The organism is Dactylosporangium sp. NPDC006015, from assembly GCF_040614215.1.
Classification (GTDB): Bacteria; Actinomycetota; Actinomycetes; order Mycobacteriales; family Micromonosporaceae; genus Dactylosporangium; species Dactylosporangium maewongense.
In genome coordinates, this window is the sequence record NZ_JBEXUD010000002.1 from 274184 (window position 1) to 289915 (window position 15732).

Sequence of the window (15732 nt, forward strand, 5' to 3'; positions counted from 1 at the left end):
GACCCAACTGACCGTTGCCGATCGACTACCCCGCGCTACCATTGATGACGATGTACGTCCCGATCCTCAAGGCACGCAAGGGCGAGTTCAGGGCGATCGCGGAGCTGGCCGCCCCGCTCGCCCCGCTCGTCATGCCGGTCTTCGAGGTCGTCCCCACGGCGAACGGCCCGGGCAAGGACCTGTGGTCGTTCAGCCTGAAGGTCGCGGACTCCGTGCCCGAAGGCCTGCTGATCGCCGTCGACACGCACCGGCTCGCCGTGCCGCTGTCGGGAATCCACAGCCCGTTGGATTACGTCGCCCACGATCTCGCGGCGTTCGGCGTCCCCATGCTTCCCGTCGTACACCTGACGGATCCCCCCGCGCAGTTGGCGGTCGCCGCCCACGCCGCCCGGCTCCACCTCGGCCGCGCACTCGTCCGCCTCACCGGCGACCCACCCGAGGGGCCGATCCTGGCGCCCGGCCTCCCGCCGGAGCAGTGCGACCTGTTGCTCGACATGGCGTCGGTACTGTCGGACCGCGACCTCACCCGCACCGAGCCCCTCGTGCGGAAGTACCTCGCCTGGGCCCACCGAAGACCGTGGCGCTCGATCACCGTCGCCGCCGGCGCCATGCCCGCAATCCTGCCCCGCCACACCCCGGCGGAGATCCCCCGCTGGGACCTGGCCCTGTGGCACCGCATCGAGGACCCCGACGTCCAGTACGGCGACTACGGCATCGCCCACCCGCAGACCACCAACCCGCGCTGGCGTCCGAGCCCGAACCTCCGGTACACCGGCGACACCACCTGGCAGATCCACCGCTCCCCCGACCTCGACATGTACCACCTGTGCCGCGCGGTCATCTCCTCAGGCACCTGGCCCGGCCCCGACTTCTCCTGGGGCGACGCCGAGATCGCCGCCCGCGCCGCCGGCCAGCCCGGCCCGGGCAACGCCACCAACTGGCGCGCCTGGGGCACGTCCCACCACCTCGCCCACGTCGTCCACCAACTCACCCCCTGACGCCGCCCATCAGCTGAAGAGGGTCAGCAGCTTTCGCTGCTCGTCGGTCAGCGTGAACGCCGCGGTGGGCGCCGGGTCTGGGTAGATGCGGGCGGCTTCCAGGTCGGCGCGGCGGATGCTGGTCGCGATGCCGATCTTCACCCCGCGCTCCCGCAGCACGGCCGTCAGTTGCTCGGTGTCGAAGAGGTACACGCCGGTGATCGCGAACCGGGTGGTCGACGGTCCCGACAGCACGAGGTAGTAGTCGCACGGGTGGGTGCCGAGGTCGATGCCGGCGTACGCGTCGCCGTAGAGCTTGACGTTCACGGTCCGGCCGGTGAGGGGGCCGCTGCTGAACCGGCCGTCGTAACCCGCCTGCACCGCCGTCTTCGCCAGTTCGATGTCGAAAATCCGTGCCGCGATGAATTCTCCAACGTCACCGGGCCGCGCCGAGCGGCCGGTCAGCCGTGCGATGTCCACGTCGATCCGGGCGCGCTCCGCCAGCAGCGCGGCGAGTTCCGTCAAGGCGTCCATCGCTTCACCCTGGCAGTCATCGAGCGGACCGCGATCGGACGCTCAGACGGGCTTCGGCGCCATGTGGCCGAGTCCGTCGGGAACCACGAGGAGCGGCCTCGCGTCCAAGGAAGCATGAGGCGTTTCGGAGCCGTGCTGACGGTGGTGCTCCTGTCGGCCCTCGGGCTGGTGGGGTGCGCCCGCGAGAATGTGGCGGGCGGCGGCGGGCCGTGGGGGCGGACGTTCCTGTCGCAGTCGACGAGCCGCCCGCTCGTCCCCGGCACCCGGATCGAGCTGCGGTTCAGCGACGGCAAGGTCGGCTTCCGGGCGGGCTGCAACTACATCAGCGGCAACGCGCGGATCGACGGCGGGCGGCTGGTCGTCAGCGAGGTCGCGAGCACGGCCATGGGATGCGACCCGCAGCGGGCCGAGCAGGACACCTGGCTCGCGACGTTCCTGGAGGCCGGGCCGCAGTTACGTCTTGAGGGCCCGGATCTGGTGCTGGAGGGCGGCGGCACCACGGTCAGCTTCGTCGAGGGCGCGGTGGCCGAGCCGGACGCGCAGCTCGTCGGCCCCGAGTGGACCGTCGACACGCTGGTCGACGGGCAGACCTCCGGCTCGGTGCCGGCCGGTGTGCGCGCGCACCTGACCTTCACGATCGACGGGAAGGTCACCGGCTCCGGCGGCTGCAACAGCCTCACCGGCACGTACACGGTCGACACCGAGACGATCACGTTCACCGCCGTGGCCTCGACCCGCAAGGCGTGCACCGAGGCCGGCACGGTCGAGGACAAGGTGCTGCACGTCCTGCGGGGCACGGCGCAGTTCCGGATCGAGGCCGGCCGGTTGACGCTGACCGCCGCCGACGGCACCGGCCTGGGTCTCACCGCCGGCCGCGCGACGCCGTCACCCTCATGAGGACGTCAACTGGGCGAGGCGCTGGTTGATGGTGTCGAGGTCGAACGACGTGGTGTCGGGGCCGTCGTCCTCGTTCCAGTCCTCGACCGGGGCGTCGCCGGCGCCGGCCGTACACGCGATCGGACCCGGATCTTCAGGAACGGTGATGCGCTCGACGGTGATGGTGTGCTCCCACCAGTCGCCGAGGTCGTAGACGTACGTCATCCTGGCGCCGCGGCCGGGCAGGAGCTTCGACAGGCGGACCGCTGACTCGTCCTCCGAATCCTCCAGGTTGAGGTACACGTCGCTGTAGTGCTGGCCGGCGGCTTCGAACAGGTGGGCGTGCTCGTCGTCCCAGTCGAACGCGACCTGGATCGCGGCGTGGAGGACCTCCAGGGTCGTCGGGCCCGGCAGCCGCAGGCGGCGCCAAACCGTGCTGCTGAGGGCGACCTTCAGCTCGTACACCGGAATCTCCGGACGGCCGGACGCCTTCAGCAGATCGAGGAGGTGGGCACGGTCGGGGTGGTCGCTGGCCTCGATCGTTGCCGTGCCGCCGCACTCCTCGACCAGGTGGTAGCGCTCCTCCGGGTCGTCCTCGGCGAGGGCGACCTCGACGGTGAGCCAGCACCGGTCCGCCTCGGACGGCTCCTCGTCGGACAGCGTCGTCCGGGCGTGCACCGCGAGCATCGGGTGCTCCAGGATCGGCCGCAGGAAGGGCAGCGCGGGGTCGCCGATCACGGCGATGACGCCGAACGCGTCCAGCCGGTCGGCGGCACCACCGGCTCCGGCGGCGGCGAGCAGCTCGGCGGCGGTCGCGGCGAGGTCCCTGCCGTCGAGCCAGCGCCAGGTGGCGCGCCCGGCCTCGGCGTCGGACATGTCCCGCAGCCTGGCGAGCAGTTCGGTGGCCGGCAGGTCGGGCCGCACGGGCGGCGGCAACGCGAGTCGCGCGGCCGTCTCGCGGCCCAGCGTGGTGAGGCGCCCTTGATGATCGACCACGCCGAACTCGGCGAGCAGCGTGAGGGCTCCCGCGACTGGCAGCACGCCGCGCCGGAACGCCCGGTACACCGCCTGGAACTCCCGCGGCGACCGGTCCTCGAGCCGCTCGTCGACGCGGTCGTCGAGGTCGTCCAGCGTGGCGCCGTCGACCAGGGCGGCCAGCACCTCGGCGCACGCGATGAGAGCGCCCTCGTGCCGCGGGTCGTCGGACTCCACCGCCAGGACGGCGAGCAGCGCGTCCCACCGCGCGTCGGCCGGGTCACGGCCGGGGCCGCCGACCATCGTCGCCCTGTTGCCGTCGATGCTGATGTACCCGGCCCCGACCGCCGCGGTCCACGGCCGGTGCAGGCCTTCCATGTCGGCGGCGGACCTGACCTTCGCGGGCACCTCGACGCCGGCGACCGCCGCGGCCGCCGGGATGTCGGCCGGCCGCGGCACGCCCTTGGCCGTGACGGTGCGGCCGCCCGCACCGACCCACTCCGCGAGCTTCCGGGCACGGACCATGATGTCGGTCATGGTCAGGTTCTACCAGCCGTGCACCTCCGGCTCGTAGCCGCCGGAGGGCTGGTTGCCGGTCAGGTCCGCGAAGGCGCGCTGCGCGACGACCTTGCCCTGCGCGTCGAGGGCGCGGACGGTCAGCTGGAGCGGGCCGGGCAGTTCGACGCGGCCGAGGCCGTTGCTCAGCGGTACAGTCGCCAACACCTCCTCACCCTTCAGCAGGTCGACCCGGACGGCCTGCGGCGGCGCCACGATCTGGAGGGTGTCCGGCGCCGTGTCGTCGAAGTGGGGCATGCGCATGGCGATCACGGTGTGCTCGGGGTCGCCCGCGACGCCGGCGCCGGTCGGGTGGTTGCGACCGTTGGGTTCTGGGCTCGTGTCGGTCGCGATGGTGATGTACGGCCCGCCGCCCTGCTCAGTCACCGCCATCACGGTGGCGATCTGGCCGACGCCGTCAGGCACCGCGAAGTCGTTGCTCCACAGCACCACGTACTGGATGCCCGGTCCGACCAGCCCGGTGCTGTAAGCGAGCGCGTCCGCCGCCACCTGGGCCGCCCTCGGAGCGGGTTTGCCGCGGCCGTACAGCGGGCTCGGGTCGATCCGCTCCGCCCGCGCGGTGCCGGGCGAGGCGACGGCCGCCTCGTAGAACACGACGTCGCCCCTGCTCATGCGGACCCGCAGCCCACGCGGCAACGTGCTGGTGTCGCGGACGATGTACCCCGCCGGCTCCGGCTCCCACGTCCGTTGGATTGTTCCGTCGTCCATGTACCGCGGCGCCTCCGAAACCGAGACTTCGTAGTCCGCGGGCCCGAAGAGCAGCGCGTAGCCCTGGTTCTTGTCGTTGCGCCACTCTTCGCGGACGACCGGATCCTCCACATCGGACCAGCCGGTGAGCTCCAGCTTCTTCGCCGCCGCCTTCCCCGGCGCGGTGAGGTGGACCATCCGCGGCGCGGCGGTGACCCCGGCGACGAGCGCCACCCTCCGGTTCCCGGGCAGATCCCCGGCGAAGAGCACCCGCAACCGCGCGCGATCGCCCGGCAATCCAAAGGCGGATGGATTGTCGACGACCCGATCCAACAACGCGTCGAGGAACGCGGCGTCATCTTTGAGGGAGCCGCGCGTCGGCGCTTCGAGCAGCGGCAGCACCTTGCTCGACGGCTCCCCGTCGAGCCTTCCGGGCCCACCCTCCGGCCTTCCCGGCCCGCCGGACGGCAGCACGAACGCGACCACCCCGACGAGCACCGCCACCATCGTCACCATCGCCACGGCGGTCTTCCGCACCCGCCGACGCCGCCGCACGACCTTGATGGCGTTGTCGGTGAGGTCGTACAGCTTGGCCTGCTCGGCAACGTCCCCCAGCACCTCCGCGAGCCGCCGCGTCACGACCACACCTCCATCACGTCTTCCAACTCCGGCGCCAGCACCCGCAACCGCCCCAGCGCATGACTGGTCTGGCTCTTCACCGTCCCCACCGACGTCCCCATGACCTGCGCCGTCTCCACTTCGGACAGATCCTCGAAGTACCGCAGCACCACAACGGCCCGCTGCCGCTTGGTCAGCTTGGCCAGGGCCTGCTCCAGCACGACCCGCAGCTCCGCCCTGCCGGTCTCATCGCCACTGACGGCCGCGTTCTCAGGAACGCTGGCCGTCGTGTGCTCAAGGAAGCGCCGCCTCCGCCAGGAGCGGACGTGCTCGTGATAGAGGATCTTCCGCACGTACGCCTCGGGATCCCCGGCCCTGGAAACCTTGGACCAGTGCGTGGCCGTCTTGATCAGGGCAGCCTGGATCAGGTCCTCGGCCTGCGCGTGCCCCCCGGCGAGCAGGTAGGCGGCCCGGGACAACCGAGGCAGCCGCGCCCGCACGAACTCCCGGAATCCTTCTTCGTCCTCCACGCGGCTCCTCCCAGGACCAGCCTCATTGGAGTACATGCCTCCAACGACAGGCCAGGTTGGAACCGGGTCACCACCGGCTTCGCAACGGCTTGCGTCTATACGAATTCGTGTCGGCTCGGCTACTCTGCGATACAGCCGGGGGAGGGTGGAGATGGCGTCGGGTTCTCGATCAACGGACTTCCAGCGCGCTGTAGCAGCACAACGCAAAGCCGCCGAAGCCGCCAAGCGGCAACAGGCACGAGATGCCGAGCAGCAACGCAAGGAGCAGGTCAAGCAGCACGAGCAGCACCGATCAGCCGAGGCCGCCCGGCTCACGGCGGATGCCGAGCGGCGGATGGCGGCGCTGAACGGTGTCCTGGCGACAGCGCTCGCGCACCCGCCGGCAGGTATCGACTTCGCCGCACTGCGGAGGCACCCGCCGGCAATGCCGATCGACCTTGGGCAAGACGCTCGGCCTCTGACGGCACCCACCTGGGCGGACTTCGAGCCGGCGAGACCCGGCGCTCTGGGGCGCCTGCTCGGGGGCGACGCCCGGCACGCGCGGGAACGAGGTGAGGCAGAGCGCAGGTTCGCCGCGGCAGCCGGCGACTACCAGGCGGCGGAGGCCGCCCGGCAGCGTCGAGTGACCGAGGCACGCCGGATGCATGCGCAACGGCTGGCAGCCGCACAGGCCGAGGTCGACGCGCACAACGCCTCGGTGGATCAGTTCGCCGCGGGCGTCCGCGACCGCGACCGGCACGCGGTGAGCCGGTATTTCCAGATGGTGATCGACCAGGTCCAGGATCCTGCCGGGTTTCCTCCCCACCGCCTGGCTGGCTACGTCCCCGAGTCCACCCTGCTCGCCCTTGAGTGGCGGCTGCCGCCCGTCCAGATCGTTCCCGATCAAAGGGCATTCAGATGGGTGAAGACGAGGGACGACATCTCCGGGACCGCGCGTACTGCGGCGGAGATCCGACGGACCTACCAGAACCTGGTCGCGCAGATCGCGTTGCGTGCGGTGCACACCGTCTTCACCGCCGGACGCCTCTCCCTGGTGAACACGGTCGTGTTCAACGGCATCGTCGAGGCAATCGATCCTGCGACGGGCCAGACGATCAGGCCGTGCCTGATCACGCTGCGGGCCAACCGTGAGCAGTTCACGGAACTCGTCCTCGCGAACGTCGACCCCGTCGCGTGTGTACGTAAGTACTTCGCCGCCGATGTCTCACAACACCCCGAGGAGCTGCAGCCGGTCCAGCCGGTCATGGAGTTCAAGATGGCCGATCCTCGGATCATCGATCCGGTGGACGTCATCAGCCAGATCGACAAGCGTCCGAACTTGCTCGAACTCACCGCCAAGGAGTTCGAACACTTCATCCACAACCTGTTCACGCGGATGGGGTTCGACACCAAGGTCTTCAGCGCCAGCGGTGACGGCGGTGTGGACTGCGTCGCCTACGACCCCACCCCGATCCGCGGCGGGAAGTACGTCATCCAGGCCAAGCTCTACACCAAGACCGTGCCACCGACGGCAGTACGGGACCTCTTCGGCACGATGCAGCACGAGGGTGCCAAGAGCGGCATCCTGATCACCACGAGCGGGTACGGCCCGAGCAGCTATGAGTTCGCCAACGGCAAGCCCGTTGCAGCTCATCGACGGCAGCGGACTGCTCGCGATCTGCAAGGACCACGGCATCCCGGCCAGGATCGTCCCGATCGTGAAATGACGAACGCCTGAGTCGCGAGTCAGTGAGGGTCGGTGCCGCGGGACCACATCTGGGGCCACTTGAACTGCACACCGTTGACCAGGGCGGAGACCCGGACGTCCGTGAACGGGTCGCGAACGTAGTGCACGCGATCGGCTGCGGGGTCGTGTTCGTCGACCTCGACGAGCGCCAGCCGGTAGTTGTCCGCGTTCTGGCCGGCGCGGATCTCGCGGTTGGTGACGAAGAAGCTGTCGTGGCCGGCCATCCGGCCCTTGACCTCGATGTGGACGATCTGCTCGTCCTCCCCCGCCGACCGGACGTCATAGCCCGGGTTGTTGTGCGCCATCACCTGCGGCACGCGGCCGAGGCGCTGCTCGGCCGCGACGACGGCTCGGATGGCGCGGCGCTCGATCGCGGCGAGATCCTCCATGTACTCGGCGACCGGCTCCTCCCGGCGTCCGGCGCGGCGGTCGATCAGGCCCTGCGGCACGACAAGCGCCACGGCCGCGATAGCGGGTGGGCGCACCTGCGTGTGTGCCTCCTGGTCCAGCTCGGTCATACGGCGAGCGAGCCGGAGACGGAGGTCCTGGGCGCGCTGCTCAGCCGTTGTCGGCTGCATGGCGGGTTTACCGCCCTGCATGACGATGTTGGTGAGGCGGGCTACCTCGTCGCGCCAATGCTGGATTTCCTGCGTCAGCCGCTCCTGTACGAGGCCTCGCGTGCGGCTGACCTGTTCCCGCCGGGCCGCGCCGACGTGCGCGTACCAGGCGGGCAGGTCCGTGCTGGCGGCCCAGTGCTCTGCGGTGCGCCGGGCACCGTTGAGCCAGGAGGCGTTCAGGAGGTCTGCGGTGAGCTCGCGGTCGTAGTCGCTGGGCGCGTCGTAGTCCAGGAACGGCGCGACGCTTGGCTGACTCCGCCCGTCGTTCCACAGCTCGACGTACTGGAACCGTTTGGCGACGGTGCGCTCCAACCCGTCGATGATCTCCTCGTGCAGGGCGATCAGCAGGCGCGGCTCCTCGGTCGGGTCAAGCCGGTCGACCATGATCGTGCCGCGTTCGAGGGCTTCCCCGTACAGGTCGATCATCCGCTGCACGAGCGCGTCGAGCAGCGGGTGGCCAGGTGCGAGGAGCTGCGCGGGAGGGGCGCCGTCGACGCGGAGGTGCGAGCGGTCGAAGCAGATCCGCTCATACCGCAGGTTGATCGGTGCCGCGGGTGTTCGCAGCTCCCGGACTGACTGCGGCACGCTGGGAATCTCCCAGCGGCCTGGCTCGCGTCCCCGGATGCGGCCGCCCGTACGGTCGAACGCGTCGCGGAAGAACCCTTCGATGTAGTGCGGCTGGAGGCGCAGCAGCCGCGCTTCTTCCAGGTCTCGGCGGGCGCTGTCGGCGTCGGACACGGAGCGCAGGTCGTGGTGCAGCGCGCGTTCCTGGACGAGCTTCACGGCGGTGTCGCCGACGCGTTCGTCGATGACCCGGTCGAGGTGGGCCCTCACCTGCGGGTCCTCGCCGCGCCGGATCGCATCGAGCAGCAGCTCGTGCAGCGGCTGGCCCTCGAACGCCTCGCCCAGGACGTCGAAGACCTTGCCGCCGAGCGCGGCGTTCTGCTCTTCGATCTTGGACAGCAGCCGCTCGAAGACGGCGCCCTCGCGAGTGTTGACGGCGACGAGGTTCCACAGGTGGCACATCTCGTGCTGACCGATGCGGTGGATGCGGCCGAAGCGCTGCTCGATCCGGTTGGGGTTCCACGGCAGGTCATAGTTGACCATGAGATGGGCGCGTTGCAGGTTGAGACCCTCACCTGCCGCGTCGGTCGCTACCAGTACCAGACAATCAGCATCGGACGTGAAGCGCTCCTGGACGGCACGTCGAGCGTCGCGGGACAGGGCGCCGTGGATGGAGACGACGGCGTTCTTCCCGGGCAGCGCCTGGCTGATCCCGTCGACGAGGTAGGTCAGCGTGTCGCGGTGTTCGCTGAAGATGATGAGCTTCTGCGGCGCATGCCGCTCCAGCAGGAGCTTCAGCTCGGTCCACTTGCGGTCGGTGCCTGACGCGCGGACCTTCGCCGCCAGGTCGACCAGTCCTTGCAGCACCGAGATCTCGAACCGCAGCTCTTCGGCGGATTGAGCCGCGGTGGCCGCGTCGACGAGCTGCTCCTCGGTCTCCTCCATCGTGTCGGCGAGGTCGTCGTCGAGGATGTCGGCCAGTTCGATGTCCGGCAGGCGCTCTCTCGTCGCCGGCTTGGTGAGTAGTTCATTAAGGCGCTGTTCGAGGCGGGCCTGCCGACGCTGCAGGGAACGCAGGATCGCTTCGGGGCTGGACGCCAACCGGCGCTGCAGCACGGTGAGCGCGAAGCCGACCCGGTTTCCGCGGACTGTCTCACCGGCACTGCGCAGCTGGTCGACGCGGTCCCACTCCTGCCGGACATACTCCGTCACCGCCTCGTACAGCTCGACCTCGAGCTCCGACAGCTCGTACGGCACGGTGTACGCGTTGCGCTGCGGGAACAGCGGCTTGCCGGCAAACGTCAGCAGCTCCTCCTTGACCCGCCGAAGCATGAGACCGTCGGCGCCGAGGTTGTGCTCGTCCTTGCGGTACCTGCCCTCGAACCGGTCCGGGTCGAGCAACGCCAGGAAGAGCTGGAAGTCCTCTTCCTTGCCGGCGTGCGGGGTCGCGGTCATCAGCAGGAGGTGCTGCGCCGCCTTGCCGAGCGCTTGTCCGAGCTTGTACCTGCGGGTGCTCTGCAGCTTCTTGCCGAAGTAGTGCGCCGACATCCGATGCGCCTCATCGACCACGACGACATCGAAGGCCGAGTGGCCGATCTGGTCGACCAGGGCGTCACTGCGCGACAGATGATCCATCCGGGCGATCAGCCGCGGATGCTCGTCGAAGATCGACTCTCCCGGCGGTGTCGCGGCCACCAGGTCGGCGGTCAGGATCGCGAAGCGGAGCCCGAACTTCTCGCTCAACTCGTCCTGCCACTGGTTGACCAGGCCGCCGGGCGCGACGATCAGGCAGCGCGACAGGTCACCGCGGAGCATCAGCTCCTTCAGGTACAGGCCGGCCATGATGGTCTTGCCGGCGCCCGGGTCGTCCGCGAGCAGGAAGCGGAGCGGGACCTTGTCGAGCAGGTGCCCGTAGACGGCCTCGATCTGGTGTGGCAGCGGCTCGAGGTCGCTCGTCGTGACGGCGAGCATGAGGTCGGACTGGGCGGCCGCACGGATCCGCATCGCCTCGGCGGCCAGCTTGAAGTCCGTGGTGTCAGCGTCGAACGTCGTGCGGTGGACCTCGACGATCTCCAGCGCCGGCTCGTTGACCCGCATCAGGATCTGCTCGCCAAGCGCGCCCTGCTCGGTGCGGTACACCAGCCGGACGGAGTCCGGACCCATCGGCGCTACGGCGATGACCTCGACCGGGCCACCTGGCACCACACCGCTAACAGAGGATCCGGGCACCAGGTCTTCGAGCCGCATGGTCCTGAGCTAACCCGAAATCGCATCGACCGGTCATAGGTCTCGCGTCGATGAAAGCTCGTCTTAACGGTCGGTGGTGACCTTCCACTCGCATCTCTACCGTTACCTCGGTGCAAGTAGTTTCGGTGATCAACTACAAGGGTGGGGTCGGCAAGACGACGCTGACCGCGAACCTGGGTGCCGAGTTGGCCCGACGCGGACAAAACGTGCTACTGATCGACCTCGATCCGCAGAGCAGCCTGACGTTCTGCTTTTACCAGCCCGACGAATGGCGTTCGGAGCTGCGCGAAGCACTGACGATCAAGCGATGGTTCGACTCCATCGAGGACGGCATCCCCAAGGTCGCCCTGGCTGACCTGGCCGTCCAGCCGCGCCCGGTCAACGCGGCACTCCCCGAGGGCAGCGGACGGCTCAGCCTGATCGCGTCACATCTGCAGCTCATCGATGCTGATTTCAAGCTCGCCCGCAGCATTGGTGGAATCGAACAGAAGTTCGATCCGGCGCTCTATCGAGTCCGCTGCGCCCTGGCGAGCGCACTGCACGACCAGTCGTTCGCGGAATACGACTGGGTGCTGATCGACTGCCCGCCGAACTTCAACGTGGTGACCCAGGCCGCCATCGTCGCCAGCGACCACATCCTGATTCCGGCGAAGGCAGACTACCTGTCCACATTGGGCATCGAATACCTCTACGGCAATGTCGATGAACTGGTGCAGCGGCACAACGAGCACTCGCTGAAGCACGCGAGGACCCGACACAGCCGCATCGACCCGAACATGGCCGGCGTCGTGTTCACCATGATCCAGTTCCACGGCGGCCGCCCGATCTCGGCGCTGCAGTACTACATCGACTCGGTGCGCGCCCTCGGCGTGCCGGTGTTCAGCACGTACATGCGCGAGAACAACACCCTGTTCGCCAGCTCCGTGCCGCGCGGCGTGCCGGCGGTGCTCCGCGAGCGGGTCACCTCGCAGATCAACATCGAGCTACGCACCCTGGCCTCCGAATTCCTCAACACCCTCCATGCCGAAGGGGCAGCCGCGTGAGCGACGTCGCGAAGCTTTCCATGACCGTCCTGCAGCGGATCTCCGAGTTCCTGGCGACCCTGCCCGAGGACCAGCTCGTCGACATCGCCGAAGGCCGGGCCACGCTGACCTACCACCCGTTCGGCGCCGCCGCACCGGTTGCGCCTGCCAAGAAGGCTCCCGCTCGGCGGCCCGCCGCGGCGAAGCCGGCAAAGGACATGTCGGCAGTGGTAGACGACCTCGCGAACCTGCAGACCCGGGATGAGGGTGAGCGCTACCTCAAGCCCATGCTGGTCGGCGACCTCCGCGCCGTTGCCGCGCAGCTCGGTATCGGTGGCGTGAGCAAGACCCCGAAGGGCGATCTGATCACGATGCTGGTGGAGCGGACGATCGGCGCCCGGCTCAACTCGCTCGCCGTTCGCCAGCTGTAGCAGTCGTCATCCGGCCTGGAAGACGGTGTCCACGTGCCATTCCAGGAAGTCGCGGTGCGGCCGGTCGGCGGCGCGCTCCGGCACGGCGATCGACTGGCCGTGCCGGGAGTAGAACTCCTCGCCGTTGCCGAAGTCCTCGCGCAGCCTCGGGCTGACCAGCAGCCGGTGCTTCGGGTCGACGCTCAGGTACCCCCGGTCGAACATGATGTGTACGTCGGACCGCAGCAGCAGGCCGTTGTCGAGCCGGTGCTGGCCACCACTCGGCAGCGGCAGGATGTGCGCCGCCTGCAGCACGGGCCGGATCTTCGCGCCGGTGATCGCGCAGCGGTGGCGGTACGCGTCGAGGACGACGCCCTTGAACGCCTGCTGGCCGAGTCGCTGCGGCTGAAGGCGCGGGTCGCCGTAGACGGGTCCGGCGCGGTGCCAGGGTTCGCTGAGGTCCAGCTCGACGGCCGGGCCGGTGAGGCGGTGGATCACGTCGCGGAAGTAGCCGGCGTACGCGCCGTCGGCCAGGTCGTAACCCTTGCCCTGGACGATGTTCGACGCGAAGTCCGGCGGCGGCCCGGCGTCCTCGTCGGCCCCGAAGAACCGTGTGTCGCGGACGAAGAGGCAGCCGATGATCGGGTCGTCGCGCGACGAGATCGGCTGGTGCCGGTACCGGCTGATGGCATCGCGCATCTGCTGGAGGCTGGCGGCGCCGTTGCCTTCGCCGAACAGCTCCCACGCTTCTGAGATCGGCAGCCGGGCGAAGCCGCTGTAGAACCCGCCGCCGACGACCCGGTTGTGCGGGGCGTGGGACTTGAAGAAGAACGGCTCGCCGACCTGCAGCGCCCGGAACGCCTTGTCGCTGGCGGGCCGCCAGAAGTTGACCTCCTGCAGGTGCGGGCGCTCGGCGAGGAACCTGTACCACTGGCCGTCGGTCACGCCCACGTAAGCCCTCACGGCGAACAGTGTGCTCCATCGATGCCACTGTGGCGTTACGACTCGCCTCCTACGTATGCATGGCCTCCGGTTGGTCTGGTTGGTGCGTCCCGATCCGATCGGGGAACCAACCGCCACCAACCGGTTGGCATGCTGTTGGCGGCGGTTGATCACGGTTGGGGCTTCGCGACGCACGAAGGCACCCAACTGGAGGCCATGACCGGGCAGGAGGAGCCGCACACGCGCGGCACCGCTGTTGCCTTGGAGGCATGGATGACACAGCCCCACCACGATCCGGTGCTCTACGCACAGTCGTTCCTCACCGACCGGGACCATCGCCTGCTCGACTGGCTGTATGACCACCAGGTCCTGAGCACGGCGCAGATCACCGCGGCGCTGTTCAACCGGCAGGACGCCGCCCAGGAGCGTCTGCTGCGGTTGTACCGGCTGCGGCTGTTGGAGCGGCAGTGCGCGGCCCGCTGCGGTTCGGCTCGGTGAGCATGCACCGGGTCCGCGCCGACGGCCACGGCATCTATCAGGAAGGCGACCTGCGGGTGGCGTTCTTCCTCGAGCTCGACCGCGCCACCGAGTCCGTGCCGACGCTGGTGAAGAAGGTGCAGCGTTACGAGCAGCTGGTCACCGAGGGCGGACCTGCCTGGCCGGTGCTGTTCTCGCTGCCGGACCACACCCGCGAGGAGCACCTGCACAAGGCGCTCGGGCGGCAGCCGCGAGCGGCCCCGGTCGCGACGGTCGCCCGGGACCGCCTGATGGACGGCACGGGCGTCGCCGATGCGGTCTGGCTGCCGACCGGCGCGGCGGGTGCGCCGGAGCCGCCGCGCCGCCTGATCGACCTCGGCCGGCTCGGCGACCCTGCGGACGACAGCGCGCTCCTGCGCCTGGATCGGCGCCCGCTCGCGCAGTAGCAGGCACCCGGTTCGCCGGCCGATCCTTGGCCGGCGAACCGCCTGTTGGATCTTCGCTGCCCCGGGTGTTGCCCCGGGCGGATGGGTAGGCGTACCCCTAGGTGGGCCAAGACCCTGGATTCCGGCGCCAACGGGACCCAACCTCTTCAGCACCGTCGACAGATTCCCGGCCGCAGGCAGCCGTACAGCCGCCGCGTAGCGGGTACGGTCGATCCCTCCGTCGCCGTCGCGACGCCGTTCCCGATGCCGCTCGATCCCGTACCGTCAGCTGGCGTACCGGACGGCGGGTACGACCTGGAACGGGAACACAAGCCGGACGGGTACGACGCGGTACTGGGCAAGACCCGGGAACGGGAACGGGTGCATCAGGGCGGCGCGGTACGCGGAACCGGTACAGCACGCGGGAACGCCGGGCGCATCCCCGGTACGAGAGCGCATGACCGCCGGTTTTGCGGCTGGCGGGACCGTACGGCGTTCCGTACTCGTTCCGTTCCGGCCGCCCGTACCGCTCCAGACGGCAGTTGCCCAACGCGTTGCGCAAACTCGTTGTCCAACCAGCACCAACACACTCGTACCAGCCCGCTCGTACCCGCCAACCGGTTGGGCAACGTCTGGTGGCGGTTGCCGTACCCGTACCCAGCTGACCAACGGGTTGCCCAACCCCGTTGTCCAACCGACCTGGCAGGCCCGTTCCCACTGCCAACCGGTTGGTCAACCCACCGGCCGTTCCCGTACCCGTTGCCCAACCCGTCCGCCGTTCCCGCACGTGGTTGGTCAACTCGTCCGCCGTTCCCGTACCCGGTTGCCCAACCCCGCGCGCCGTACCCGTACCCAGTTGGTCAACCCGGGTACGGGTACCAGTGAGGCACCTCTTCGCTCAGGATGGGAACGGGGACGGGCTCGCTGAAGAAGGCGTCGTGGACGGCACCGTACCCGGCGACACCGTCTTGCAGCGCGCGTCCCATTCCGGCACCCGTAGCAGCGACGGCGCGCTCATTCCCTCCCGGCTGGCCGTCGCCGCGAACGCGATCCCCCGCACGCAGACCATCGCCACGTTCGGGAAGTTGTCGGCGTTGCGGAAGACCTCGATGTAGTCGACGTCGGAAATCTTGTCGGGTGGGGCGCCTTCTTTGCCGCCGCGGTCGCCGAGTTGTTCCGAGCAGCCGGCCAGCGCCAGTACCAGTGCTGCCGCCAGCGCCAGGCGCTTCATTTCGCGGCCGGGCAGGTCGGGTCCCATTCGGGGACGCGGACGAGGTCCGGTGCGGCGTAGGAGTCCTCGCCGCGGGCGCCGCTCGAGGTGGCCGCGAACGCGATCCCGCGAATGCACACGCGGGCCACATTCGGGAAGTTGTCCGCGTTGCGGTACACCTCGATGTAGTCGACGTCGGAAATCTTGTCGGGTGCGGCGCCCTCGTCGCCGCCGCGGTCGCCGAGCTGTTCCGAGCAGCCCGCCAGTGCGAACAGTACAGCCGCCATCACAAGCATGCGTTTCATCGGTTCCCCCCGTT

At 69.4% G+C, this 15732-nt stretch carries 15 protein-coding genes; 7 read left to right on the top strand and 8 right to left on the bottom strand.

Annotated features, from left to right (window positions below; genetic code table 11):
* Positions 1-50: 50 nt before the first annotated feature.
* A complete protein-coding gene (locus ABZ321_RS04320; protein WP_354889290.1) occupies positions 51-998 on the top strand; it encodes a beta family protein in 948 nt (315 codons plus the stop codon).
* 9 nt (positions 999-1007) lie between these two features.
* Here ABZ321_RS04320 and ABZ321_RS04325 read toward each other — a convergent pair whose 3' ends face one another.
* A complete protein-coding gene (locus ABZ321_RS04325; RefSeq protein ID WP_354889292.1) occupies positions 1008-1511 on the bottom strand; it encodes a hypothetical protein in 504 nt (167 codons plus the stop codon).
* Between the two features lie 114 nt (positions 1512-1625).
* Here ABZ321_RS04325 and ABZ321_RS04330 point away from each other — a divergent pair, with 114 nt between their 5' ends.
* Entirely contained in the window at positions 1626-2408 is a 783-nt protein-coding gene (locus tag ABZ321_RS04330) for an META domain-containing protein (protein ID WP_354889294.1), read from the top strand.
* Here the strand turns inward: ABZ321_RS04330 and ABZ321_RS04335 are convergent.
* The 3 genes from ABZ321_RS04335 to ABZ321_RS04345 are packed head-to-tail and all read right to left on the bottom strand — an operon-like array spanning position 2403 to position 5773.
* Complete coding sequence (locus ABZ321_RS04335) at positions 2403-3899, bottom strand: plasmid pRiA4b ORF-3 family protein (RefSeq protein WP_354889296.1); 1497 nt, start codon at positions 3897-3899, stop codon at positions 2403-2405. The two genes, ABZ321_RS04330 and ABZ321_RS04335, sit on opposite strands and share 6 nt — an antisense overlap.
* A 9-nt stretch (positions 3900-3908) precedes the next feature.
* A complete protein-coding gene (locus tag ABZ321_RS04340; protein WP_354889298.1) occupies positions 3909-5264 on the bottom strand; it encodes a hypothetical protein in 1356 nt (451 codons plus the stop codon).
* Positions 5261-5773 carry a SigE family RNA polymerase sigma factor gene (locus ABZ321_RS04345; protein WP_354889300.1) on the bottom strand — a complete coding sequence of 171 codons (513 nt, stop codon included), beginning with the start codon at positions 5771-5773 and terminating at the stop codon, positions 5261-5263. The genes ABZ321_RS04340 and ABZ321_RS04345 overlap by 4 nt, the downstream gene beginning before the upstream one ends.
* 151 nt (positions 5774-5924) lie before the next feature.
* Between ABZ321_RS04345 and ABZ321_RS04350 the strand changes: the two genes are divergently transcribed.
* Positions 5925-7490, top strand: coding sequence for a restriction endonuclease (locus tag ABZ321_RS04350; protein ID WP_354889302.1), 1566 nt, complete (start codon positions 5925-5927; stop codon positions 7488-7490).
* 8 nt (positions 7491-7498) lie between these two features.
* Here the strand turns inward: ABZ321_RS04350 and ABZ321_RS04355 are convergent, their stop codons facing one another.
* Positions 7499-10843, bottom strand: coding sequence for a helicase-related protein (locus tag ABZ321_RS04355; protein ID WP_354889304.1), 3345 nt, complete (start codon positions 10841-10843; stop codon positions 7499-7501).
* Between the two features lie 209 nt (positions 10844-11052).
* Here ABZ321_RS04355 and ABZ321_RS04360 point away from each other — a divergent pair, with 209 nt between their 5' ends.
* Both ABZ321_RS04360 and ABZ321_RS04365 read left to right on the top strand, forming a co-directional pair.
* Positions 11053-11970 carry an AAA family ATPase gene (locus ABZ321_RS04360; RefSeq protein ID WP_354889306.1) on the top strand — a complete coding sequence of 306 codons (918 nt, stop codon included), beginning with the start codon at positions 11053-11055 and terminating at the stop codon, positions 11968-11970.
* Positions 11967-12380 carry a hypothetical protein gene (locus tag ABZ321_RS04365; RefSeq protein ID WP_354889307.1) on the top strand — a complete coding sequence of 138 codons (414 nt, stop codon included), beginning with the start codon at positions 11967-11969 and terminating at the stop codon, positions 12378-12380. The genes ABZ321_RS04360 and ABZ321_RS04365 overlap by 4 nt, the downstream gene beginning before the upstream one ends.
* A gap of 6 nt (positions 12381-12386) precedes the next feature.
* Here ABZ321_RS04365 and ABZ321_RS04370 read toward each other — a convergent pair whose 3' ends face one another.
* Positions 12387-13322, bottom strand: a complete 936-nt coding sequence (locus ABZ321_RS04370; protein WP_354889309.1) for an HNH endonuclease — start codon at positions 13320-13322, stop codon at positions 12387-12389.
* 129 nt (positions 13323-13451) lie between these two features.
* Between ABZ321_RS04370 and ABZ321_RS04375 the strand changes: the two genes are divergently transcribed.
* The gene (locus ABZ321_RS04375; protein ID WP_354889311.1) at positions 13452-13799 is read left to right on the top strand and encodes a replication-relaxation family protein; all 348 of its coding nucleotides are present in this window, start codon (positions 13452-13454) and stop codon (positions 13797-13799) included.
* Entirely contained in the window at positions 13769-14224 is a 456-nt protein-coding gene (locus tag ABZ321_RS04380; protein ID WP_354889313.1) for a replication-relaxation family protein, read from the top strand. Before ABZ321_RS04375 ends, ABZ321_RS04380 begins: the two co-directional genes overlap by 31 nt.
* Positions 14225-15101: 877 nt before the next feature.
* Here ABZ321_RS04380 and ABZ321_RS04385 read toward each other — a convergent pair.
* Positions 15102-15461, bottom strand: a complete 360-nt coding sequence (locus ABZ321_RS04385; RefSeq protein ID WP_354889315.1) for a hypothetical protein — start codon at positions 15459-15461, stop codon at positions 15102-15104.
* Positions 15431-15718: a hypothetical protein gene (locus tag ABZ321_RS04390; protein ID WP_344514940.1), complete on the bottom strand. Its 288-nt coding sequence runs from the start codon at positions 15716-15718 to the stop codon at positions 15431-15433. Before ABZ321_RS04390 ends, ABZ321_RS04385 begins: the two co-directional genes overlap by 31 nt.
* Between the last annotated feature and the right edge of the window lie 14 nt (positions 15719-15732).